The 25637-nt window shown below is 34.4% G+C and carries 22 protein-coding genes; 8 read left to right on the top strand and 14 right to left on the bottom strand.

Translation table 11 applies throughout. The features are described 5' to 3' along the window. Positions 1-28 precede the first annotated feature (28 nt). Positions 29-862 carry a CvfB family protein gene (locus B3L86_RS10145; protein ID WP_291118464.1) on the top strand — a complete coding sequence of 278 codons (834 nt, stop codon included), beginning with the start codon at positions 29-31 and terminating at the stop codon, positions 860-862. Between the two features lie 2 nt (positions 863-864). On the opposite strand, the gene B3L86_RS10140 is transcribed toward B3L86_RS10145, so the two are convergent. The 3 genes from B3L86_RS10140 to B3L86_RS10130 all read right to left on the bottom strand — a co-directional run bounded on the left by B3L86_RS10140 (position 865) and on the right by B3L86_RS10130 (position 3118). Continuing rightward, positions 865-2076: a serine hydrolase domain-containing protein gene (locus B3L86_RS10140; RefSeq protein ID WP_291118462.1), complete on the bottom strand. Its 1212-nt coding sequence runs from the start codon at positions 2074-2076 to the stop codon at positions 865-867. Between the two features lie 62 nt (positions 2077-2138). Continuing rightward, complete coding sequence (locus B3L86_RS10135) at positions 2139-2579, bottom strand: PH domain-containing protein (protein WP_291118460.1); 441 nt, start codon at positions 2577-2579, stop codon at positions 2139-2141. An 11-nt stretch (positions 2580-2590) separates the two neighbouring features. Continuing rightward, a complete protein-coding gene (locus tag B3L86_RS10130; RefSeq protein ID WP_291118458.1) occupies positions 2591-3118 on the bottom strand; it encodes a hypothetical protein in 528 nt (175 codons plus the stop codon). Positions 3119-3178: 60 nt separating this feature from the next. Here B3L86_RS10130 and B3L86_RS10125 point away from each other — a divergent pair, with 60 nt between their 5' ends. From B3L86_RS10125 to B3L86_RS10100, 6 genes are read left to right on the top strand one after another with little or no spacing between them, the layout of a single operon-like run. Next, on the top strand, positions 3179-4018 hold the full coding sequence (locus B3L86_RS10125) for a 1,4-dihydroxy-2-naphthoyl-CoA synthase (protein ID WP_188362058.1): 840 nt from the start codon (positions 3179-3181) through the stop codon (positions 4016-4018). Between the two features lie 21 nt (positions 4019-4039). Beyond that, the gene (locus B3L86_RS10120) at positions 4040-4639 is read left to right on the top strand and encodes a PH domain-containing protein (protein WP_291118453.1); all 600 of its coding nucleotides are present in this window, start codon (positions 4040-4042) and stop codon (positions 4637-4639) included. Between the two features lie 3 nt (positions 4640-4642). Then, positions 4643-6139 carry a PH domain-containing protein gene (locus B3L86_RS10115; protein ID WP_291118451.1) on the top strand — a complete coding sequence of 499 codons (1497 nt, stop codon included), beginning with the start codon at positions 4643-4645 and terminating at the stop codon, positions 6137-6139. 24 nt (positions 6140-6163) lie between these two features. Beyond that, positions 6164-7105: a 1,4-dihydroxy-2-naphthoate octaprenyltransferase gene (gene menA / locus B3L86_RS10110; protein ID WP_291118449.1), complete on the top strand. Its 942-nt coding sequence runs from the start codon at positions 6164-6166 to the stop codon at positions 7103-7105. 15 nt (positions 7106-7120) lie between these two features. Further along, positions 7121-7798, top strand: coding sequence for a metal-dependent hydrolase (locus B3L86_RS10105; RefSeq protein WP_291118447.1), 678 nt, complete (start codon positions 7121-7123; stop codon positions 7796-7798). A 6-nt stretch (positions 7799-7804) separates the two neighbouring features. Continuing rightward, on the top strand, positions 7805-8848 hold the full coding sequence (locus tag B3L86_RS10100) for an o-succinylbenzoate synthase (protein WP_291118446.1): 1044 nt from the start codon (positions 7805-7807) through the stop codon (positions 8846-8848). Here B3L86_RS10100 and B3L86_RS10095 read toward each other — a convergent pair. From B3L86_RS10095 to uvrA, 7 genes are all read right to left on the bottom strand, one after another. Next, entirely contained in the window at positions 8838-9308 is a 471-nt protein-coding gene (locus B3L86_RS10095; protein ID WP_291118444.1) for a nuclear transport factor 2 family protein, read from the bottom strand. The two genes, B3L86_RS10100 and B3L86_RS10095, sit on opposite strands and share 11 nt — an antisense overlap. Continuing rightward, positions 9295-9702: a hypothetical protein gene (locus B3L86_RS10090; protein ID WP_291118442.1), complete on the bottom strand. Its 408-nt coding sequence runs from the start codon at positions 9700-9702 to the stop codon at positions 9295-9297. The genes B3L86_RS10095 and B3L86_RS10090 overlap by 14 nt, the downstream gene beginning before the upstream one ends. Positions 9703-9767: 65 nt before the next feature. Next, on the bottom strand, positions 9768-10451 hold the full coding sequence (locus B3L86_RS10085; RefSeq protein WP_291118441.1) for a peptidoglycan DD-metalloendopeptidase family protein: 684 nt from the start codon (positions 10449-10451) through the stop codon (positions 9768-9770). A 91-nt stretch (positions 10452-10542) separates the two neighbouring features. Then, on the bottom strand, positions 10543-12948 hold the full coding sequence (locus B3L86_RS10080; RefSeq protein WP_291118440.1) for an alpha-ketoacid dehydrogenase subunit alpha/beta: 2406 nt from the start codon (positions 12946-12948) through the stop codon (positions 10543-10545). 184 nt (positions 12949-13132) lie between these two features. Then, positions 13133-15964 (bottom strand): aminopeptidase, encoded by a 2832-nt coding sequence (locus B3L86_RS10075; protein WP_291118438.1) that lies wholly within the window; start codon positions 15962-15964, stop codon positions 13133-13135. A gap of 114 nt (positions 15965-16078) precedes the next feature. Beyond that, on the bottom strand, positions 16079-16804 hold the full coding sequence (locus B3L86_RS10070) for a TIGR00730 family Rossman fold protein (RefSeq protein ID WP_291118436.1): 726 nt from the start codon (positions 16802-16804) through the stop codon (positions 16079-16081). Between the two features lie 29 nt (positions 16805-16833). Continuing rightward, the gene (gene uvrA / locus B3L86_RS10065) at positions 16834-19665 is read right to left on the bottom strand and encodes an excinuclease ABC subunit UvrA (protein WP_291118434.1); all 2832 of its coding nucleotides are present in this window, start codon (positions 19663-19665) and stop codon (positions 16834-16836) included. Between the two features lie 125 nt (positions 19666-19790). Here uvrA and B3L86_RS10060 point away from each other — a divergent pair, with 125 nt between their 5' ends. After that, positions 19791-20312 (top strand): hypothetical protein, encoded by a 522-nt coding sequence (locus tag B3L86_RS10060; protein WP_291118432.1) that lies wholly within the window; start codon positions 19791-19793, stop codon positions 20310-20312. Between the two features lie 73 nt (positions 20313-20385). Here the strand turns inward: B3L86_RS10060 and B3L86_RS10055 are convergent, their stop codons facing one another. The 4 genes from B3L86_RS10055 to B3L86_RS10040 all read right to left on the bottom strand — a co-directional run bounded on the left by B3L86_RS10055 (position 20386) and on the right by B3L86_RS10040 (position 25519). Further along, positions 20386-21339 (bottom strand): Fic family protein, encoded by a 954-nt coding sequence (locus B3L86_RS10055; RefSeq protein WP_291118430.1) that lies wholly within the window; start codon positions 21337-21339, stop codon positions 20386-20388. A 61-nt stretch (positions 21340-21400) separates the two neighbouring features. Beyond that, the gene (locus tag B3L86_RS10050) at positions 21401-23218 is read right to left on the bottom strand and encodes a chloride channel protein (RefSeq protein WP_291118428.1); all 1818 of its coding nucleotides are present in this window, start codon (positions 23216-23218) and stop codon (positions 21401-21403) included. A gap of 34 nt (positions 23219-23252) precedes the next feature. Continuing rightward, a complete protein-coding gene (ggt, locus tag B3L86_RS10045) occupies positions 23253-24938 on the bottom strand; it encodes a gamma-glutamyltransferase (protein WP_291118426.1) in 1686 nt (561 codons plus the stop codon). Continuing rightward, on the bottom strand, positions 24935-25519 hold the full coding sequence (locus B3L86_RS10040; RefSeq protein ID WP_291118424.1) for an acyl carrier protein phosphodiesterase: 585 nt from the start codon (positions 25517-25519) through the stop codon (positions 24935-24937). The genes ggt and B3L86_RS10040 overlap by 4 nt, the downstream gene beginning before the upstream one ends. Positions 25520-25637: the final 118 nt, after the last annotated feature.

Here is a 25637-nt window from a genome sequence, read left to right as displayed (position 1 = left end):
CTATGTGTATCTTTGAAAAAAAATTGACATGTTAACTATTGGAACTTTTCACACCTTACGAATAGATAGAGCCACACAAGTAGGATTATTTTTATCAGATGGTAAAAACGATGTTTTATTGCCAAACAAATATGTGCCTAAAACCTATGAAATTGGTGATGAAATTACCGTTTTTGTATATCTTGATCATGAAGAACGTCCGGTGGCAACAACACTACAACCTTATATCACAATTAATGATTTTGCATTTCTTCGGGTGAATTACATCAATCAGTTTGGAGCATTTTTAGATTGGGGTTTAGAAAAAGATATTTTTGCTCCTTTTTTGGAGCAAGCCCGAAAAATGGAAGTTGGGAAACGATACATGGTGCATTTGTATTTAGATGAAAAAACCAATAGATTAGTAGCTTCCAGTAAAATCAATCAATTTTTAAATCAAGAACCACCAACTTATGAAATAGGTGAGGAGGTAACATTATTGTATTCTCATCAATCGGAATTAGGAATCAATGTCATCATTAATAAAAAGCATAAAGGTTTGATTTATGCCGATGGTTTTTATGAAGATAAATTCAGACCCGGTGATCAAACTACAGGATACATAAAAGCTTTGCGACCTGATGGAAAAATTGATGTTTCGTTGCAAAAACAAGGTTTTGAAAGTATCGAACCCAACGCTGAAAAAATTCTAAGCGAGTTAAAAATCAATCGCGGATTTTTGAGATTAAATGATAACAGTCATCCGGAAGACATTAAAACGGTTTTGAAAATGAGTAAAAAAACGTTCAAAAAAGCAGTGGGAATGTTATACAAACAAAAACAAATAGAGATTAAAGAAGACGGAATTTATTTAGTGAAATAAATTTATTGTTCCACATTTTGTGAATCCAACTCATAAGGATAATCACCAAACAATCTTGAAAGTTTGATAGACTGATAGGTTTTTTGAGTGTATTTGTTTGAAATTCCAATAATTACAACGGTATCTTTTTTAATGGTTACATAAGACGATGTACTGCCATGCCACCAGCCATTGTGATAATGTAAATGTTGACCGGTTTCCCATTCGTTCATTCGGATGCCTAAGCCATAATTGCGAACACCTCTTTTTTCATAACTATAGCCTTTTAACGCTTCTTCCCAAAGATTTTTTCGTAAAAATTCAGAAGAATAAGTGGCCAAATCAAATGTGGCTAAATCTCTCGGATTGGTATAAATGTTTTTGTCACCATAAAGGGCATCAAACTGATCCCAACCATAATTTACTCTGGTGCTTTTGTAGGATTGACTTACATCATTTTTCTGATTTAAATAATCAAAAACAAACGTATTCTTCATTTTTAAGGGTTCAAAAATCAAAGTATTTAAAGCTTCAGCATAACTTTTTTGAGTGACTTTCTCAATGATTAAAGCCAACATTACATAGTTGGTATTGCAATAATTGAATTTAGTATCATTTTTAAAAACCAAGGCCAATTTGTATCGTTTTAAATAATCCAAAACATCATGATTTGTCAAAACTTTTTTAGAATTCCAACCTTTTATAGTTTCAGGAAATCTGGAATAATGAGGCAATCCACTTCTGTGATTTAAAAGGGTTCGAATGGTCGTTTTTTCATACGGAAAATCAGGAAGAATACTTTGAACGGTTTGATCTAACTGAACATGATTGTCTTGAACTAATTTTAATATGGCGGTAGCCGTAATCACTTTACTGATGGAAGCAACATGAAGTGATGAATTGGAGGTTACAGGGATTTTTTTCTCAAAATTTTCAAAACCTCGATACTTTTCATAAAGTATAACTCCATTTTTGGCAACCAAAAAACTACCGCTAAAATCAACTGGTTCAAATGTTTTGGTATAGAAATTTGAAATAGCTGCTTTTTTCTGAAGCATGTACTCTTCAGATGGATGTGAAGAATTGAGTTGAAACGGAATGGATAGTAACAAACTGTCATGAATAGATTTCTTTACCTCTAAAGCTTCAGCTAATAAAGGTTTTTCTTGTTCTTTTTTACAAGACTGAAAAAGAAATACTGCTATTAAAAAGACAGCTGTTAAGGTTTTAGGCATGTCAAAAAAATTGATTAAATCGATTTTGGATATACAAATCTAATTTTTTTAAGTTAGTAACCCTATTCAATTATAACAATATTAGGATTAATTGTCAACAAGTAGTTAACAAATTCGACACGATTTTGAGGCGAAATACATATGTCATCAAATTTATTGTAATAGAGATATATACCGTTAAAATCTAAAGTAGGTTTTAAAAAACTTTTGTTATACCAACCTTTTTGGTATTCAATCTTTCGGATGGAAGCAATTTCAATTTTTCCTCGAATAGGACCTGAAACATAATAAACATGTGTGTTGTCGATTTTATACTTGGTATCTAACAAAATCCAAAAACAAAGTATTCCCACAATAAGTAAAAGCGAAGACACAATAATTGTTTCTACAATTAAATCTTCAAAAAACAAAACAAATAAGGCAAGTAAAATTAAAAAAGCACCCATTACGGTCAGTAAAATTCCGGTCAAATAATGAATGGAGGATTTGAATATTGTAGTCATAAAAAAGGCTGTTATTTTAAATGTACTAACTTAAAAGAATCCAGTAAATTGTTATAAAGCGTGGTTCCTTCCTCATTAGTTTGACTAAAAACCATAATGCTGTACATTTTATTTTGAAAAATGGTAGCAAACGTATTTCCAAAAAATGGTCCGATAACATCACTTGATTTCAGAGCCAAGATTTTATCTTTATATTGATAAAATACTTCACTGGTGTTTGTTGCTTTTGTACCCAATTGCAAGGCTAAATTGTCATTGCTGCCATTTCTCGCTCCTTGTAATGATGCTTTTGTAACTTCTTCTATACTTTCAAAATCATATTCCTCATCAATGGTGCCTTCCATCATTAAAATCATAGAATTTAGGTGCCGTAGTTGATACATTTTTATAGTTGAATCGCCCGCATCTGTTTCGGTTGTAACTTCTTCAAATTTCGGTTCTAACGGAAAGGAAATTTCAAATGTGGGTGTTTTTATATGTTGACTGTAACTATAAAAGGCTAGTAATAAAACACTTAAAATTGTCAGTTTCTTTTTCATATGGAAATAGTTTTATTTAAATGGCTAAAAGTACTATTTTTACGTAAAAATTGAATCGTTATGTCACAAATTGATTGGAAAACAGCAAAAGAATTTGAAGATATCACCTATAAAAAATGTAATGGGGTAGCCCGAATCGCTTTTAACAGACCGGATGTTAGAAATGCTTTTAGACCCAAAACCACGGCCGAATTATACCAAGCCTTTTATGATGCTCAAGAAGACACCTCAATTGGTGTGGTTTTACTTTCAGCAGAAGGACCTTCTTCCAAAGATGGGGTATATTCTTTTTGTAGCGGTGGCGATCAAAAAGCCAGAGGTCATCAAGGTTATGTGGGTGAAGACGGTATGCATCGATTGAATATTTTGGAAGTACAACGGTTGATTCGTTTTATGCCAAAAGCGGTTATTGCTGTTGTTCCCGGTTGGGCAGTGGGTGGCGGACACAGTTTGCATGTGGTTTGCGATTTGACTTTAGCCAGTAAAGAACACGCTATTTTTAAACAAACAGATGCCGATGTAACGAGTTTTGATGGCGGTTATGGTTCTGCCTATTTAGCCAAAATGGTGGGCCAAAAAAAAGCCAGAGAAATTTTCTTTTTAGGTAGAAATTATTCCGCACAAGAAGCTTTTGATATGGGAATGGTTAATGCAGTTATTCCTCATGATGAATTAGAAAATACGGCTTATGAATGGGCTCAAGAGATTTTAGCCAAATCGCCAACGTCAATCAAAATGTTGAAATTTGCTATGAATCTTACAGATGACGGCATGGTGGGACAACAGGTTTTTGCCGGTGAAGCAACCCGACTAGCGTATATGACTGACGAAGCAAAAGAAGGAAGAAATGCTTTTCTGGAAAAGCGTAAACCTAATTTTGAGAAAAAATGGATTCCATAATCAATTTTACAACATTATAAATTGGAAAATTTTACAAACAAGCAGATCAATTTTGAAGATTTACCTAAATGGGAAGAGGTTGTATTTACACCACTTCATAAAGACTATTTAAATGTAGTTTATATTGGTAACGCCATTTTTTCAGTCATTTTAACTTTAGGGTTTTTTGCATTATTATTGTTTAATGATGATTCACGAGATTATATACTTCCTTTGGCGGCAGCTAAAATTCTCGTTATTGGATTGCTATTTTGGTTAACAACTATAGCTTTTAAAAAGAAAGGCTATGCCGTTAGGGAAAGAGATGTCATCTTTAGAAAAGGAATTTTAGCCACTACAACAACCATAATTCCATTCAATCGAATTCAACATGTGGCATTACACGAAGGTGTTTTTTCCAGAATGTATGATTTGAGCGAATTGCAAATTTATACAGCCGGAGGAAGCAGTAGCGATTTACATATTTCGGGATTGCCAAAACAACAAGCAGAAAGTATCAAAACATATTTGTTGGGATTAATTGAAAATGAAGAAGTAGAAACACCAGATGAAGAAGTACAACTTCCTGAAACTACCTTGGAGTCAGATGATTCTAAAACAACCGATGAATCCAACTTATAACTGATGGAAACCTGCGATTTTAGCCAACCTCAAAGACAATCCATTAAAGGAATTGCCATAATGTTTGCCGATACGCTACAAGGTATCATCAGAGGTTTATGGGCTCCTTTGTTGTTGGTTTTGTATAAAATGGATTGGACCAAAATTTTTGTGGTTTTTGGTTTTCTTGTTCTAGTGTTGGTTGTTATTGGCGTTATTGCTTATCTGAAATATATAAATTTTACTTTTTATCTTGATTCCAAACGACAAGAATTTGTGATTCAAGAAGGAATTTTTTCAAAGAATAAAGTGACGTTGCAACTTAATAAAATCCAGCAAGTAAATATCAATCAATCCCTAATTCAAAAAATGGTAGGGGTTTACAGTTTAGATATCGATACGGCCGGAAGCACAAAAAAAGAGGTGAGCATTCGAGCTATTGATTTTAAAATGGCCAATTACCTAAAAGAATTATTGGTTGCTTCAGAGAAAACGAAAACAAATGAAGTTGCTACAGATTTTGCGGAAGATTCAATTTTAAAAATCAATTTACTCACGCTAATAAAAGTAGGTTTTACTTCCAATTATGGTAGAAGTATCGCTCTAATCATTGGTTTTTTTGGCACAATGTATAATGGTATTTATGATTTCAAAGAAACATTTGAAGTTGACGAACAAGAAGTTGAAGGTTATATTGATCAGAGCATTGCTTATTTTTCACTTTCATTTATCATTTTATTGATTTTGTTTGTGGTAATAACTTTGAATGTGGGCAGAATTGTTTTTAAATATTTTGATTATCAAATAAAAAAACAAAATGAATCGTTGGTTGTAAGTCATGGATTAATTGCCAAAAAGAACACGTTATTAAAACCGATAAAAGTACAATCGGCATTGTTTTCACAAAATTTCTTTCAAAAGAAATTAAATTTATTTACGATGGAACTCAATCAAGCTTCATCAAATGACGGATTTGAACAAGAAAATACAAAAAAAGGAACTATCGAAATTCCGGGTTGTTCAGACGCTGAACGCAATAACATCATGACCATGATTTACGGGAAAATGACTAAGGAGAAAGAGGTACTTACCCCAAATTTTCGATATTTACTAAAAGCGGTAATCCTAACGATTGTTGTTCCTATAGCAGCAGTGCTTATTCTAGGATTGTTTGTTTTGCCGGAAATACAGTTCTATTTTCCTTTAATTTTAGTATATTTAGTGTTTGTTGGCACAGTGCTTTGGTTTAAGTTTAGAAACTATAGAATGTATGTAAACGCCGATTTTATTGAGTTGAAAAGAAATGCTTGGGAAGTACAACATCAATTTTTGGAAGTTTATAAAATTCAAGGGATAACAACAAAGCAATATTTTTGGCACAAAAAGGCAGATGTGGCTCACATTACTTTTCATACCGCCGCCGGCGATGTTGGATTTAAATTTGCAAAGTATTCCAAACTAAAAAATTGGATTAATTATTGGTTGGTTGAAGTAGAACGTAGTTCTAAAAAATGGATGTAATTTTATAAAATAAATTGAATTGAAATGAAACATTGGGTTGAAGCAGCACGTCTTAGAACATTACCGCTTTCGGTTTCGGGAATATTAGTAGGAAGTTTTTATGCCTTGTCGCGTCCTACGCAAGAAATATTGACACCTACACAAGTTTTTAGTTGGAAAATATTCGGACTTCTAATTTTAACCACGATTGGTTTGCAAGTGCTTTCCAATTTTGCAAATGATTATGGCGATGGTGTAAAAGGTACAGATAATGAGGATAGAATCGGACCCAAAAGAGCGATTCAAAGCGGCGTTATTTCGCCACTTGCCATGAAAAAAGCCATAATAATCACAGCAATTTTGACGTTCATTTCTGCGTTGTTGTTGATTTATTCGGCTTTCGAGTTTAAATATTTCTATTATTCCGTATTTTTTATTCTTTTGGGAATTATTGCAATTGCTTCCGCCATACGATATACTGTTGGCAAAGAGGCTTATGGATATAAAGGGTATGGCGATATTTTTGTTTTTATATTTTTTGGTTTGGTCAGCACCTACGGTTCTTATTTTATGTTTGCCAAAGAATTTGATTTATACTTATTGTTGCCAGCCGTAGCCATTGGTTTTTTGAGTATGGGGGTTTTAAATCTCAATAACATGCGAGATGAAGAATCAGACAGAAAATCCGGGAAAAATACAATCGTGGTAAAAATGGGCGGAGCAAAAGCAAAACAATACCACTATTTTTTGGTGATTACGGCAATGCTTTTGACCCTTTCATTCGGATTTATAAAGAACTTTGCCATTGATCAATTTTTGTATGTGGTTGTTTTTTTACCCTTAATCATTCATTTACTTCGAGTTAAGAGAACAAGCAACCCCAGAGATCTTGATCCGGAATTGAAACGTTTGGCCATTGCAACATTTTTACTTTCACTGTTGCTGTCGTTATGTTTAATTTATTTTATTTCAGATTTAATTGTATAACACAAATTAGTAGCTATGAAAATTACATTCTACGGACACGCTTCTATCGGAATTGAAGTAAAAGGAAAACACCTGTTGATTGACCCATTTATCAGTGGAAATCCAAAAGCAACTCATGTTGATATCAATACCCTAAAAGCAGATTATATACTGTTAACACATGCTCACCAAGACCATATTTTAGATGTGGAAGCTATTACAAAACGTACCAATGCGGTTATCGTTTCCAACTGGGAAATTGCAACCTATTATGGGAATAAAGGCTTTCAAAACCATCCAATGAATATTGGTGGAAGTTGGCAATTTGATTTTGGCTCTGTAAAATATGTCAATGCCATTCACTCAAGTTCGTTTCCCGACGGAAGTTATGGTGGAAATCCAGGTGGTTTTGTAATTGAAGGCGAACATAAAAATATTTACATTTCCGGTGACACGGCCCTAACTTATGATATGAAGTTAATTCCGATGCGAACTAAATTAGATCTTGCCATTTTTCCAATTGGAAGTAATTTCACCATGGATGTGGAAGATGCCATTCTAGCTTCTGATTTTGTGGCTTGCGATAAAATTTTAGGGGTTCACTATGATACTTTTGGTTACATCGAAATTAATCATGAAGAGGCGATCAAGAAATTCTTTGAAAAAGGAAAAGATTTGATGTTGTTAGAAATTGGTGATTTTATTGAATTGTAAATTCGTTTGAAAGCTACGTATCAAAAATACATTCTAAATTTCAAAAGACCTTCCGGAACTTCGAGAGGCGTATTAACCCAAAAAGAAACCTGGTTTATTATTCTTGAAAATGAGGGTAAAAAAGGCATTGGTGAATGTGGAATTTTGAGAACTTTAAGCATAGATGACCGACCCGATTATGAAGAAAAGTTGCAATGGGTTTGCCAAAATAGCCATTTGGGAGTGGAGGTACTTTTAGATAATTTAATCGAATTTCCGTCCATTCAATTTGGTGTTGAAATGGCTTTCTTGTCGTTAAAAGGTAAAAATCCGTTTGAATTATTTCCATCTGAATTTACTTCCGGAAATAAAAATATGGAAATAAACGGTTTGGTTTGGATGGGTGAGGAGTCGTTTATGAAAACCCAAATTGAAGAAAAATTAGTCCAAGGTTTTCGTTGTATAAAATTGAAAATCGGTGCTATTGATTTTGAAAAAGAATTGGGTTTATTGCATTTTATCAGACAACATTTTGACGAAAAAATGATAGAAATTCGTGTCGATGCAAACGGTGCTTTTTCTTCCGATGAAGCTTTAGATAAGTTAAAGCAATTATCTGGTTATAAGCTGCATAGCATAGAGCAACCTATTGTAAAAAACAATACTGACAGGATGGCAGAGCTGTGTAAAATTACACCTTTACCAATAGCATTAGATGAGGAGTTAATTGGTGTTTTTCTGAAGGAAGAAAAGAGGCAATTGCTACTTAAAATCAAACCACAGTTTATCATTTTAAAGCCTAGTTTGGTAGGCGGTTTTCGAGGAACAAAAGAATGGATTGAAATAGCAGAATCGCTTCAAATAGATTGGTGGATTACTTCGGCTTTAGAAAGTAACATTGGTTTAAACGCAATTGCTCAATGGACCTTCTTGCAAAATAATTCTTTGCCTCAAGGTTTAGGAACGGGAGGTTTATATACTAATAATTTTGATTGTCCGCTTGTTGTTGAAAAGGGAAAATTACTATATAACAACAAATTAAATTGGAATACCAACGCACTTAATTTTTAGCGAGATACTGTTGTAAAGAATTCTTCGCTTGCAATTGAATTTTTCGTTTCATAAAGGAAGTCCAACCAAACAAATAACCTTTCCAACCCAACGCCATTTGACTCCATTTCCACAAATCAAAACAATCTTTGTGACAATAGATTAATCCGTTTTTAAATTCAAATTTGGCCTTGATAACATTTCTGACTTTTCGATTGGTTTTGCTGAAGTTGTATTTAGCTATCCAATTTACAGAGCCATAATTATCGTTAGCATCGATTTGAGAATATTCAATTTTTAAGTGTCCGTTGCTTCTTTCAATAAGCATTTTCCACATGGCACAAACTTCCTCATAATTCAATTTTCCAAATGCTGGATCTTCAAACGTTGCGTCTTCATGGTAGCAGGCAGCCATTTTTTTAGCATCCAATTGTTGAAATGCCGTATAAAAATCAGAGATAAGTTCACTAGTTGAATGCATCTTTCCAATCTTTTGAATTAATGGCAGTTATTTTGTTATCATCATTAATGGAAACCCGAAGCTCTTTGATTCTGTATTTTTTTTCATAGTCACATTGGTACCTGAAAATGGTGATGGAGTTTGTGTTGTCCCGAATAACTTCAACCAATTTCATATCATTGAATTGGCCAAAACCTCTCAGCACGTTGTGACAAGTTAGTGAAATTTTCTCTTTAGTAATATTGGTAATTACTTCATTGGTAGCTTCTTGTGAACTGAAAGGTTTGAAAGCAGAAGTATTACATGTCATTAAAACGCGTTTGCCTAATTCATAGGTTCTGTTTTTTTGAATCGTACTTACCTCGCTGACAGCTAAAACTTCATAGTTGGGTTTGTCAGTAGTTTTTTTAGTCATAACGCCCTTCGTTGATTTACAACTACTGATTACTACTATTAAACAAATTAAAATTATTTTTCTCATTAGTATTTTTTGATTTTTAAAAGCAAGTTCGGATCAGGACAATTTTCTTTGTAAAATGACAAATCGTTGGAGCTGCAAACCCCGGGATAATCACCTTTGTAATTTTGAATATCCTTAATAATTTGAAAATGCAAATGGGGAGCATAATCTCCGTTTACAGTTGCATCACCCAATGTTGCAATAATGGTTCCTTTTTTAAATTCTTGATTAATTCTTAAATTTTCTAAACTCTCTAACGAAAGATGACCATAAAGCGTATAAAATTTTTGATTATTTATCTCGTGTTCCAAAATAATGGTGGGTCCGTAATCGCCAAAATTCGAATTGTATTGAAAACTGTGAACCTTTCCGTCTAGAGCTGCTAAAACACTGGTTCCGGCGGCAATCCATAAATCTAAACCAATGTGGATATTCCGTTCGTCAGTAGTTGTGTTCTTGAAAACGGTACTTCTTTGATACAAATCACGATGTTCACAATAGCCACCAAAAGCAACTTTGGCCTTGTTTTGTTGCAGGTAATTGTTGATTAAAAGCTCATAATCACTTGCGTTTTCAGGCTTTCCATTGGCTAATAATGCACTGTTTATTGATAAATCAATGGGTAAATAATCGGTATAAGAAATAGAAGAGTCAATAACTTGAACCGATTCAATAGTTTCAAAAAGGGAAATTAAATTTTGCATTCAACAAAGATACTCAAAATTGAAAGTCACTTTTTTTTATTTGTGACACTAAAAAAAAAGCCGCTCAACTTGAACGGCTAGGGTACATTTTTTAGTATAAACTTGGATATTCTTTTGGATTAACTTCATGCATCATTTCATACACTTTTTCATAAATATCTTCTACAGATGGTTTTGAAAAATAATCACCATCAGTACCATAAGCTGGTCTGTGAGGTCTGGCAGCCAACGTTTGAGGTTTGCTGTCCAAATAATCATAACCATTTTGAACATCAATAATCTGTTGTAAGATATAAGCGGAGGCACCACCCGGAACATCTTCATCAATTACTAATAAGCGATTGGTTGTGGCCAAACTTTTTTGAATATCATGGTTGATATCAAAAGGCAACAACGATTGTATGTCAATGATTTCACATGAAATGCCTACTTCTTGCAATTCTTTGGCTGCTTGTTCAGCCAAACGAAGCGTTGAACCATAAGAAACCAATGTGATGTCTGAACCTTTTCTAATGGTTTCAACAACGCCAATTGGTGTTTTGAATGCTCCTAAATTGGTAGGCATTTTTTCTTTTAATCGATAACCGTTTAAACATTCAATTAGCAATGCCGGTTCGTCAGTTTCTAGTAACGTGTTGTAAAAACCTGCTGCTTTGGTCATATTTCTCGGTACTAAAACATGAATACCTCTAAGTGCATTGATAATCATTCCCATTGGCGAGCCGGAATGCCAAACACCTTCAAGACGGTGACCTCTCGTTCGTATAATCAATGGAGCTTTTTGCTTTCCTTTGGTTCTGTATTGTAAAGTTGCCAAATCATCACTCATAATTTGAATGGCATACAACAAATAATCCAAGTATTGTATTTCGGCAATGGGTCGCAAACCACGCATTGCCATTCCAATTCCTTGTCCTAAAATGGTTGCTTCTCGGATTCCGGCATCGGCCACGCGAAGTTCTCCAAATTTTTCCTGCATTCCTTCCAAACCTTGATTTACATCACCAATGGTTCCGGAGTCTTCACCAAAAATTAAAACATCTGGATTTTTGGTGAACAATACATCAAAATTGTCTCTTAAAATTAATCTCGCATCTACTTCTTCGCTCGATTCATCGTAAGTTGGAAGCACTTCTTTAACTGAAAATACATTTTGATTGGATTCAGAAAACAAATGCGAACTGAATTTCGGTTGAACATCCGAAATGTATTTTGTAATCCATGCCGCTAAAGTAGGTTGACTGCTTTCGCCAACAATCATACGAAGCACTTTTCGTGCGGTTGTAATAATGTCTTTGCGAATTGGTTCTTTAATGCTTTGTAAATCGGAAGCATACTTTTGAATAAATACTCTATTTACACTTGAAGCGGCACTTGTTTCTAATAAGCTAACCAATTCGCTTTGTTCCTTTTTAACAGGGGCAACAAAAGCATTCCAAGCGTTCTTTTTTCCTTCTAAAACTTCTTTTTTTGAAGCGGTTTCAATTTCCTCAAGTTCTTCAACAGTAGCTATGTTATTGGCCAGCATCCATTGTCTCATTTGAGCATTACAATCATAGGTAGCTTCCCAAGCCAAACGGTCTTCGTTTTTATAACGTTCGTGACTTCCGGAAGTTGAATGACCTTGAGGCTGTGTCAATTCTTTTACATGAATTAAAACCGGAACATGTTCCTCACGAGCTATTTGAGCCGCTTGTTTATAGGTGTTGACTAAAGCCGGATAATCCCAACCTAAAACAGTTAAGATTTCATAACCTTTGTTTTTATCATCTCTTTGAAATCCTTTGAGAATTTCAGAAATATTTTCTTTTGTTGTTTGGTATTTTGCGTGAACAGAAATACCGTATTCATCATCCCAGACACTCATAACCATCGGTACTTGAAGTACTCCGGCAGCATTGATCGTTTCAAAAAACAAACCTTCTGAGGTGCTGGCGTTGCCAATGGTTCCCCAAGCAATTTCATTACCATTGTTTGAGAATTTATTTTTCTTGGGTAAAACCGATACATTTCTATAAATTTTCGAAGCTTGAGCCAATCCTAAAAGTCGTGGCATTTGACCTGCTGTTGGCGATATATCAGCACTTGAATTTTTTTGTTTGGTTAAATCTTTCCAATTTCCGTTTTCATCTAAGGAATGAGTAGCAAAATGACCTCCCATTTGTCTTCCGCCACTCATTGGGTCAAAATTAATATCGGTGTGACCATACAAGCCTGCAAAAAATTGCTCAATGGTTAATTGACCAATGGCCATCATAAAAGTTTGATCTCTATAATAACCGGAACGGAAATCACCATTTTCAAATGCTTTTGCTAGAGCCAATTGTGGCACTTCTTTTCCGTCGCCAAAAATTCCGAACTTTGCTTTTCCGGTCAAAACTTCTCGTCTTCCCAAAAGGCTACATTCTCTGCTGACTACCGCAATTTTATAATCATTTAAAACCTCAGTTTTAAAATCTTCAAACGTCATTGGCTTTGTTGTTTCAGGTGATGTCATATAAAAAAATAACTTGTTGTGAACAAATTTAAGTAAAAAACTAATAAATCAGTCATTTTGATTTTAAAATATTTTTTAATTATCGATAAAAAAAGTATAGAATGAGTAGCTTATTTTATCAATAATGCAATGAAAATTGCTTTTTAACGAATTAATGTTTAATTAAAATTGCAGTTTGATGTAATTAAAACCATTTTCGCGTGAATAAACCAACCAGAATTTCAGGATTTAAAGTAATCATAAACCGGATGTGTTCTTGGTAGTTCTTTTGACCAATTTCCCAACCTGAAGTAGAATGAACCGGAAAATAGACTTCAAAATAATCGGTTACCAAATTGAGTCGAATTCCCGAATTGTAGATGAATTTTTCTGAAGAATACTTGTTTTTATAAACTCCGGCATCGCCATAAACTTCAATCCAATTCCAAATATTGATACTGGAATTTATGGAAGTAATCCATTGATTGGCAAAAGAATCATCAAATCGAGATTTAAATCCACCTTCTGCAACGACATATTGTTGACTGAAAAATCCAGTAGTTTCTGATCTTCCGTACAAATTATAATCAAACAAATAATCGTTAGCTTGAGAAATGCCAAAACTATAAAAATCGGAATTAGTATTTCGATATAAAAATGAACCAGCAAAAAAGCGAACATTCAATTGGCGATTGTTATCAAATAAATTACGATATTCTAATTCAATCATTGATTTTCCAAACATAGAAGCCAATTGCAAATCTGATTTCACACTAAAATGATCGCGTAATTCGGTTCTAGTGTTGATATATTTTGCATTAAAAATAGAGTAACTATCGTTATCAGGTTTTAAGATGGTGTAGTCGTTTTGTTCCCGATTCACAAAAATATTTCGAAATACAAAAAACTCTTTTCTATTATCTCTGAAACTACTGGGACGCATTCTTAAAATGGCCATAGGGGTTAGTTTCATATAGGATGCATCTGGTGCATAATGAAAATAAGAACCGTTTATGGAATAGCGAATTTGATATAAATTATGGTTTCTTCGGTTATGCAAATGAACCAATCCAAAATTGCCAACCAAAGAATGGGTGAGCGAAGAATATGCCGGATTCAAATCAAAAACAAAGGGTTTGTCTAGAATGGTTTTATTGTGAAATCGAAGTCCCGGCGTTAAACCGTCATACAGATTATAAGAGATAGTTGGCACGTATAAAATTTGGTTGTAAAAAGGATCTTCCAAATCTTTCATTAAATTAAATTTTATCGGCCTGTTGGTAATTACAAATGGTTTTGTTGATTTCCAGTTATTTCTCAAATTGTATTCGGGAACTTCATTTTTATAATTGATGACCAATTTATCAATGTCATTTCTTGGATATACTAAAACGGTATCGGTGGAAACATTTTCAATCCAATTTTTAAAAACAACTTTTGAATCTTTTATGCCGTAAACTGGAATGGGAACCGTAATGCCTGTTTTGTTTTTAAGTGTAATTTCAACACTGTCTTTTGATTTTTTGAGGTCTTTAAATTTATAATCTATAATGTCTCTGGAATTAATAATGGTCTTAAAAAACCAGTCCAATGATTTTGGTGTTTTTTCTTGAAGTAAATCTTCAAAATCACAGCGATCCGTTTGTTTTTCTAAACTGACAGCATAAAATTCAGCTATAGATTGATTAACGGAATTGTTTCCTAAAAAATTATCTAAATATTTCAAACTCAAACCGGCTCTGTATTTTCCGGCAATCTGTTCGTTGAATTTTATAAAACTGTTTTTAGGGTTTCCAATGGGTTGATCTAAATTTTTTCGAGCCATCAACATATAGAAATAACTATACTGTTCATTAAAATCAACATTGGTTAAATTGTAACTTTTCAAAAGCTTCATCTTGGAAATGGTACCCATCATTTTCATTTCCGGATAATTTTCATCAATATATTGCATCATCAAATACACTTGAATACCATCATGAACCCAACTATCAGAACGATGGTTGATTTGAAGTGTGTTTTGTAAAAAATTGTTCAAATAGGTTTTCAAAAACTTCAATTCAAAAATAAATTCATCGGGAAACGGACTGATAAATGAAGGCAATTGATTCAATCCATAAAACGGATTACGTTCATAATCCACTTGAGAAACGGTTATTTTTTCAAAAGGATAGTTGCCAACTCTTGTATTCACATAATGAACAATTCGGTCAATAACAACGGCCTTTTGGATGGAGCTTAAACGGTTTTCTTTTAAATTAGTAACAACATCTACAATGCTGTTTTTGTAGCTGTTGAAATTCAATTGCTGACCAATAAATAAGTTGAAATCATTTCTGTTTTTACCCGAATAATTGTAAACCATATGAATTTCTTCTTCACTAACACCACTTGTATTGAGATCAGAAAACGATTTTAAATTTTTTGGAAGTTTTAATTTTAATTGTACGTCAAATTGAGCATTAGGAATGTCATCTAAATTTAAATTGCTGTAGCGAACAAAATCATTGTTTTCATATCGTGAAGGCGTTAAAAACCAATTTTTAAGATACATATCGCCGGAATCATTGTGACCAAACTTTGTAAATTTATCTTTGGGAATGTAACTAATATAAGTAAGTTTCAAATTGCTGCTTTCTCCCGGATTTAATGGCTTTCTTAATTTTACTTCAATCAAATCAGGATGTCTTTCAACTCTTTTCCAATCTAAAAATAAAGATTCAGAATCCAGGATAGTCAAATCTGATGTTTTGCCTCGCTCATCATCTTTGGCTAGATGAAAATTACGCACAAACTCATCGGAAAAACGTCTTCCTAATGGGGTGTTTTTATCTGAATAGGCATGATTCCAATCGTTTAAAATAAGGGAATGTAAAACCTGTTTGGTTGTATTTTTAAAAACGATTTCTTGCTGAACAAATAACTTTTTTGAAGTGGGATGCAACTCTACATTCAAGTACAATTCATGCTGAGCTACTACTTGATTGACCAGTAGTAAGGAGACTATACAAATGAGATATCGAAATGGTGTCTTCAATGGTGAATAGAAAAAGTTGTAGCTTTCAATCTGCCAATTTACTAATTAAAAGATACAAATTAGTGCATTGGGTTGCTTGATTTGATGAAAAAAAGCTGCATAAGCAGCTTTGTATTAAAAATTAGGACTCAAATTGTATTTCTTGTAGAAAGCATCAAGCTCGGCAACAACTTCATCTTCTGTATCAACTACTTTGATAAGGTTCATATCTAAAGGACTTGCATTTTTTTGTTTTTCAATTATTACTGTTTTAATCCAATTTAATAAACCGGACCAAAACTCACTTCCGACTAAAATAATAGGGAATTTTCCAATTTTCTTTGTTTGAATTAACGTGATGGCTTCAAACAATTCGTCTAAAGTTCCGAAACCACCCGGCATGACTACAAACCCTTGTGAATATTTTACAAACATTACTTTGCGAACAAAAAAGTAATCAAAATTCAGGTTTTTATCTTTATCAATATAGGGATTAAAATGTTGTTCAAAAGGCAATTCAATATTCAATCCCACCGAAGTTCCTTCACCGCGATGTGCTCCTTTATTTCCGGCTTCCATAATTCCGGGACCACCACCAGTGATTACACCATATCCGGCTTTACTGATTTTATAGGCGATGTTTTCGGCTAATTCATAATATTTTTCACCGGGTTTTGTTCGTGCGGAACCAAAAATGGATACACAAGGCCCAATTCTGGCCATACTTTCATATCCGTTTACAAACTCAGACATGATCTTAAAAATGGCCCATGAGTCATTAGTCCGTATTTCGTTCCAAGTTTTTTGCTTGAATTTCTCTTGAATTCTGTGGTCTTCGTTTTCGTATTGGTCTACTGACATTTTTCTTTTCTTTTTAAATTATACAAATACTAAAGTAATTCTTTTTTTAGGAACTGTGCTGTGAAGCTTTTTTTGTTTTTTATAATTTCTTCAGGAGTACCTTTCGCAATGACTTCCCCACCGCCTTTTCCACCTTCCAATCCAATATCAATAATATAATCAGCCAATTTGATGACATCCATATTGTGTTCTATCACCAAAACTGTATTTCCTTTATCAACCAATTTTGTAATCACATCCATTAAAACTCTAATGTCTTCAAAATGTAATCCTGTGGTAGGTTCATCCAAGATATAAAAAGTATTTCCCGTGTCTTTTTTAGAAAGTTCTGTTGCTAATTTGATTCGCTGTGCTTCACCACCCGAGAGCGTTGTGCTTTGTTGTCCCAAAGTGATATAACCCAAACCTACATCTTGAATGGTTTTTACTTTTCTATAGATTTTTGGAATGTTTTCAAAAAAATCTACCGCTTCGTCAACCGTCATATTCAATATATCCGAAATAGATTTTCCTTTGTATCTGATTTCTAATGTTTCTCTGTTGAAACGTTTGCCCATGCATGTTTCACATTCTACATATACATCCGGAAGAAAACTCATTTCTATGGTTCTAACGCCGGATCCTTCACAGGTTTCACACCTGCCTCCTTTCACATTAAAGCTGAAACGACCTGCTTTATAACCGCGAATCATGGCTTCAGGTGTTAGCGTAAACAAACTTCTGATTTCAGAAAAAACATCAGTATAGGTTGCCGGATTACTTCGTGGGGTTCGTCCAATCGGACTTTGGTCAATGTCGATGACTTTATCAATGTGTTCCAAACCTTCAATCTTTTTAAAAGGTTGTGGTTTTTTCACAGCATTAAAAAAGTATTCATTTAAAATGGGATAAAGTGTTTCATTGATTAAAGTGGATTTTCCACTACCCGAAACACCGGTAACGCAAATAAGTTTTCCCAATGGAAATTCAACGGTTACGTTTTTTAGATTATTTCCCGTGGCTCCTGATAATTTTAAAACTTTTCCGTTACCTTCTCGTCGTTTTTTTGGAACTTCAATTTTCATTTTGCCACTCATATATTGAGCAGTAATTGTGTTTTCCAACAACAATTGCTTTGGCGTGCCTTGGCTGATGATTTGTCCGCCAAAGCGACCTGCTTTTGGCCCAATATCAATGACCCAATCCGCACGTTCAATCATGTCTTTGTCATGTTCTACAACCAAAACGGAATTACCAATGTCCCGAAGATTTTCCAACGAATTGATCAAGCGTTCGTTATCTCTTTGATGCAAACCAATGCTGGGTTCGTCAAGGATGTATAAAACGCCAACCAACTGCGAACCAATTTGAGTAGCCAATCGAATGCGTTGTGCTTCACCACCTGAAAGTGATTTGGAACTTCTGTTCAACGACAAATAGTTCAAACCAACATCCATTAAAAATTGCAATCGTGCTCTGATTTCTTTTGTAATTTCAGTGGCAATAGCTCTTTGTTTGTCTGATAATTGCTCGTCTAATGCTGCAAACCAATGGGTCAATTCAGAAATGTCCATTTGAGATAAATCAGCAATATTCAGCGTATTTATTTTAAAATAAAGTGCTTCTTTCTTTAAGCGAGAACCATGACAATCCGGACAATCAATTTCATCCATGAATTCTTTGGCCCATCGTTTTATGGAATTGGAATTGCTTTCATCATGTTGGTTTTTAATGAAATGAGCAATGCCTTCAAACTCAATTTTATATTCTTTTGTAATGCCTAATGTTTTGGATGCAACAGCAAATTTATCTTTACCGCCGTTCAAAATCATCTCCATTGCTTCCTCAGAAATGGTTTCAATTGGGTCTGCATTCGTAAATCCGTATTTTTCTCCAATAGTTTCAAGCTGTTTGAAAATCCAAGTGTTTTTATACTCTCCCAAAGGTGCAAAACCACCTTGTTTGATAGATGCTTTCGGATTTGGAATAATTTTTTTTAGGTTGATTTGATTGATAGTTCCCAAACCATTACAGCTTTCACAAGCTCCTTTTGGGGAGTTGAACGAAAAATTATTTGGTTCCGGATTCGGATAGGAAATACCTGAAGTGGGACACATCAGAGTACGACTGAAATAACGAACTTCATTGCTTTCATGTTCAATCACCATCATCACATCATCACCATGATGCATCGCCGTTTTGATGCTTTCAGCCAATCGCTTATCGGTATCTTCGTCAGATTCAATTTGCATTCGATCAATGACAATTTCAATGTCATGAGTTTTGTATCGGTCCACTTTCATTCCCGTAACAATATCTTGAATCTCGCCATTAACGCGAACTTTTACAAATCCTTGTTTGCCAATTTGTTGGAATAATTCGGCATAATGACCTTTTCGAGAGCGAACAACTGGTGCCAAAATATTGATGCGTTTTCCGTTGAAACTTTCAATAATCAAATCTTTGATTTGTTCATCTGAATAGGAAACCATTTTTTCACCGGTATTGTAGCTGTAAGCATCAGCGGCACGGGCAAATAACAAGCGAAGGAAATCATATATTTCAGTAATGGTGCCAACAGTGGAACGCGGACTTTTACTCGTAGTTTTCTGTTCAATGGCGATTACAGGAGATAATCCGTCAATTTTATCAACATCCGGACGTTCTAATCCGCCGAGAAATTGTCTGGCATATGCCGAAAATGTTTCGATATAACGACGTTGTCCTTCTGCATAAATAGTGTCAAATGCCAAAGACGATTTTCCGGAACCCGAAAGTCCGGTAATAACCACCAGTTTTTCTCTGGGAATGGAAACATCAATGTTCTTTAAATTGTGAACTCGAGCTCCTAAAACTTCGATAGATTCTTCAGGGTTTAGCATAAAATTTTTACGGCAAAACGCAAAGGTACGATTTTGACATAAAGATTTTGATATACATAGTAGAAGAATTTGTTAAACAATTTCTATTTTTGAAAAAAATAGCAATACCAAAAAATTAAAAAAACATGAAATTATTAGGAATAGGCTCTAGATTAAAACATGAAGCATTCGGATTAGGTGTCGTGACAAATGTTACATCTAAACATTATTGGGTAACTTTTATGGAGAATGGACTCGAAACTATTGAAATTGACAGTGAATTTGAAGTGATCGAAGCGTTAGAAGATGAAGTAGATTCCGTTAGTTTTTATGATGTGGAACGCTCTCTAAAGAATATTTTACAAAAATGGTCAGATGTATCACAAGTTGTTCCCATTGCTGATAAATGGAAAGGCGGAAAATTAATCATGGAACCCGGAACGGCTACTCAAAATAAAGAAGTGCCTATTGATACGTTCTTTCACAAAATTACAATGGTTCGCGACAGAATCAGAGTGATGGAACAAAAGATAAATTCAAGTAATTTAGACGAAGCAGAAAAAATTGACCTACAACAATATATCACTAGAATTTATGGTAGTCTCACTACGTTTAATGTGTTGTTTAAAAGCACAAGTGATTATTTTGTGGGAGAGAAGAGTAAGTAGTATTCAGAATTAAGTGTTCAGTGTTCAGTTTTTAGTAAGCAGCTACTGACCACTAATAACTGACTACTGACCACTATTTTTTCCTTTTCCTATTCGCCATATAATCCTCAATCGCTTTTTTTGTGGTGAACCAATTTCTTCCTTCCTTATGAGCATCAATTTTTCCTTGTCGGGCCAATAAACTGATGTATTCTTGACCGTATGGCGAATCCGGTTCATTAACAATATTGGAAATTTCCTGAAAATCATAATCATTGTCAGGTAAGGAACTGATGTAAATATTTAAAGTGCGTTCCAAAGCCTGACTCATTAACAGAATCAATTTTTGATAATTGCCCTGATTGGCTTGATTGAGTGCTTCATAATATTTCTTTCGGTCATTTTTTAAAATGATGGCGGGCGGAAATCCTTTTCGCATCAATAATAAATTCATTGCTAAACGAACGGTTCTTCCATTACCATCAAAAAAAGGATGAATCCAAACGAGTTTGTGATGAAATACAGTGGCTAATTCAATATCATTCAATTCAAGCGGATTGGTATTGATAAAATCAATTAACTCATCCAGCAAATCAGAGACTTTATTGGCGTTAGGAGGAACAAAATTGGCTCCGGTAATACGAACACCTCCATTGCGAATTCTTCCTGCAAAATCATCTTCAATCATACGGAGTACCAATCCGTGTAAACTTAAAATATCAATACTTCGCAAAGCATACTTTTCATCAACCAACGTATACAAATAATCAATCGCCTTTTCGTGATTTTTTGCTTCAAAATGTTCCCGAAGTGATTTTCCTTTTACAGTGATTCCTTCTTGAAGTAACATCTGTGTTTCTCGCAGTGTCAAGGTATTCCCTTCGATACTGTTAGAATTATAGGTCCACTCAATCGTTAATGATTCCTTGATTTTTCGCAAAGCAATAGCCGGTAGCGGTCTGCTTTGTTTTAAAACCGCCAGTTTATCATACAATCGTTCAAAAGTTGATTGAAATTCAATCCTATAAGAGGTATCTATTTTCCTCATAACCCCACAAAGATACTAATTATCGGTTGGAATAAAAAATTTATTATCCGATAATAAGATATTATTCAATTATAATGTTTTTCAGTTTTTCGCGATACGCTTCAAGCAATGCATTTTTGGAAATGATACCTATTACTTCTTTATTTTTAACTACCGGTAAATAGTCTGTTTTTGAATTTTCAAATTTTTCCATAATGGTTTCTGCTGTTTCATCATAGGCTATAATTTCTTTTGGAGCTCGCATCACGTCTTTGATTGTTGTGAATTTTACGTTGTAAGGATTAAAAAGATGTGTCTTTATTTCATCAAATTCAATAATGCCCAACAAATGATTTTTAGCATCAACAACAGGAAAAAGCATTTGGTTGTAGCCTGCAATTTTTGAGGTCAATTCTTCTAATGAAGGTTGCAATGTCAAGGTTTGAATCGGACTTTGTATCAATCGGGAAACAGCAATTCCGGATAAAATATTCCGATCGCGATCGTCTGTAAAAACATCGCCTTTATCTGCTAAGTTTTTAATGTCAAAAGAATGGGGTTCATATCGTTTAGAAATAGCAAAACTGATTGATGAAACAAGCATCAAAGGAATCATCAAACTGTAGCCGCTGGTGATTTCTGCAATTAAGAAAATAGCCGTCAACGGTGCATGAAACAAGCCACTTAGTATCCCGGCCATGCCAACCATAGTAAAATTAGAAACAGGTAATTTAAAATAGTCAAACATATTGACAAAAGAAGCCACAAAAAATCCCAAATAGGAGCCCACAAATAGGGAAGGAGCAAAATTACCGCCGTTACCGCCACTACCTAATGTGATACTGGTGGCATAAACTTTAATTAACATGGTAGCTCCAACAAAGAGTAATAATATCCATGTATTGTCTTTGAAATTTTGTAAAACCGTATTGTCTAAAATCTGCTCGGGGTGCAATGAGGAAAGTATTTTAATACTGGAATATCCTTCACCAAACAGCGTTGGAAAAAAGAAAATCAACACCGCTAACATACTTGCACCAAATAACGCTTTTCGGATGGGACCCATTTTCATCTTCTCAAAATAATGCTCAATTTTTCGAAAAGTTCGGGCATAATTTATGGATACAAAACCCGACATAACCCCAAGCAATATATAAAAAGGTAGATTGTGGTAATCAAACTCGATCTGTCGACTAAACGTAAGCAATATATCTTCTCTCAAAAGAACAGCTGAAACAATAGCACCTGTGGCAGATGAAATCATAATAGGTATAAATGCGGTAATACTAACATCCATTAATACCACTTCAATAGCAAACAAAACACCGGCTATGGGAGCATTGAAAGCAGCTGCAATTCCGGCGGCAACACCACAAGCCAAAAGCAACGTTCTGTCTTTATAACTCAAGCGGTAATTCTGAGCAAAATTACTCCCAAAAGCCGCTCCCGTTATGGTAATTGGAGATTCTAAACCTGCCGAACCTCCCATACCTACAGTTAACGAACTGGTAATGATTTGTGCATACATTTGCTTTCGTGGCATGATACCCGATTTTTTGGCCACAGCATACATAATTTGAGAAGTACCTTTCTCAATGGATCCGCCTAAAAATTTTTTGATCACAAAAGCAGTCAATACAATTCCAATAATGGGAAGCGTACTATTACTGTAAGGCAAATGCAAAATGGAATCAATATATTGAGCAAAAACATAAACCCAATGGGCAAATGTTTTTAAAAGGATAACCGCCAACGCAGAAGAAATACCCACTAAAAAACAAGCCAAATAAATAAACTGTCTCGGAGAAAGAAATGTTTTTAAATAAAAGACAAACCCTTCCAACCTTCGAAAGTTTTTCCGAATGAAATTTTTCAGACCTGATTTTTTTGGGTTAGACATAAAAGTTCTTTAAAAAAGTAAAGATAGAATTTATTTAAAATCCAACAGCTTTATCATCACCTCTGGAATCTGCTCCACCTTCCAGTTTCTTATCGGGTAAAACTAAAATGGCATCAACTTTTCCAAGAATTGGTGTCTGTTTTTGATTAACTTTATACGATTTTGACTTTAAATTTTTGAGAATTTCTTTCTGAAAATTTTCAGGTTCAAAAACCACTTCATCAGGTAACCATTGGTGATGAAAACGAGGTGCATCAACAGCTTCTTGCATACTCATATCAAATTCTATAACATTTAAAATCGTTTGCAATACCGAAGTGATAATTGTTGAACCTCCTGGTGTTCCTACCACCATAAACAATTGTCCGTTTTTTTCAACAATAGTGGGTGTCATAGAACTCAACATTCTTTTTTGTGGAGCGATGCTGTTGGCATCAGATCCTACCAAACCAAACATATTAGGTACACCTTGTTTGGCTGAAAAATCATCCATTTCATTATTTAAAAAAAAGCCCAATTCATCACAATACAATTTCGAACCGTAAGCATCATTGATAGTAGTTGTTGCCGAAACGGCATTGCCAAACGAATCTACAATCGAATAATGTGTCGTTTCTGTGCTTTCAGAAAAAACAATGGTTCCGTTTGAAATTTTTTCGGATTTTGTAGCTTTTTCAAAGGAGAATGTAGCCATTCGTTCTTTCAAATAGGTAGCATCCAAAAGTTCTTGGGTCGGTATTTTCACAAAATCAGGGTCACCCAAAAAATGGTTTCTATCCGCATAAGCTCGTCGTTCGGCTTCTACCAAAACTTGAATGTAGCTTTCTGAATTATGGCCCATTTCTTTTAAATCATAAGGTTCTATCATTTTTAAAATCTGACCTAAAGTGATACCGCCACTACTTGGTGGTGCCATTGAAATAATTTTATAATCCCGATAACCGGTCACAATCGGATTACGCCATTTGGCTTCATACAAAGACAAATCTTCTATGGTAATAATGCTGCCTTTGGATTGCAAATAAGCAACCAACTTTTGAGCTGTTTCTCCTTTATAAAATTCATCCCGTCCGTTTTTAGCTATGCGTTCCAACGTATGGGCTAAGGCTTCATATTTAATGGTGTCATTAGTTTTGAAAGGTTGCGAAAATAAAGTTTCAGGCCCATTCGCTTTGATAATGGAGGGTCTGTATTTCTGTAATCGCTCTTCTTGTTTTTTTGTAACCACAACGCCTTTTCGGGCTAAAGCAATAACCGGTTTCAGAATGGTTTCCATGGATAAAGTGCCATATTTTTTATGCACCTCAAAAACACCGGCTATCGTACCCGGAACGCCAACGGCCAAACCGGTTTCTGTACTTAATCCTTTGATTACCTCTCCTTTTTCATCCAAATACATGTATTTTGTTGCCGCCATAGGAGCTTTCTCTCGATAATCTAAACTCCCCGTTTCACCATTGAATTTTCGATACACCATAAAGCCGCCACCGCCAATATTTCCGGCATAGGGATAAGAAACTGCTAAGGCCAATTCCGTGGCAATCATCGCATCAAAGGCGTTGCCTCCTTGTTTCATAATCTGAACGCCAATTTGAGAAGCTTCTTCACGAGCCGAAACGACCATGGCTTTTGAAGTAACTAAACCTGTTGGCTCAACAGTATTCTTTTCTGTTTTACAGCTTAAGAAAACAAAAAATAAAAACAACAAGCATTTTTTCATAAAGCGGCTAATTTTTCATTGCAATGTAATCGAATTTCTTCAAAAAAGCGAGTAAATTCATCTTCAAATTCTGAGTAAAATTCTTTGAGTTCTACTATCGATTCATGCATGGCAACTCTATTTTTAGTGCGATGATCCATTTGAAATAAAATCATGGATAATCCTTCAATGGAAGCATAACTTACAAACCAGTTTCGGGCAATCATATACGGCATCATGTTTTTGGTGCGTTCGGTTAAAGTGTCATAATTGGATTTCAAAAGTTCATAAAAATTGGCGGCTACAGCTTCTAAACTTTCGTTGGAATAATCGGACCAATTTTTAGCCAAAAAATGGTCATAAAAAATATCGATAATCACACCGGAATAGTGACCGTATTTCTCGTGTAAACGATGCTTGCTTTTTCTGAAAATAGGATGAGCATCTGTAAAGGTATCAATGGCCCGATGCAAAATAATTCCTTTTTGAATATCAGGGTGAAATTCCAGATAATCATTGCCACGAATGCCGTCTGCCATGAAATTACCGATTTTAATAAAATCGTTTTCACCGGAGAGAAAGATATGTGCCAGAAAATTCATTTGCCTAAATTAAGAATTAATAATTTAAATTTTGAATTTTTAATCAGTTTTACAAAATGGCAATTCTTTATCTTTGCTTCTTTAGTTTTTAAATTGTATAAAATATAATCAGATTCAT

The sequence above is a fragment of the Flavobacterium sp. UBA6135 genome, assembly GCF_002428305.1.
Taxonomy (GTDB): domain Bacteria; phylum Bacteroidota; class Bacteroidia; order Flavobacteriales; family Flavobacteriaceae; genus Flavobacterium.
This window is presented reverse-complemented; position numbering and strand designations above follow the sequence as displayed.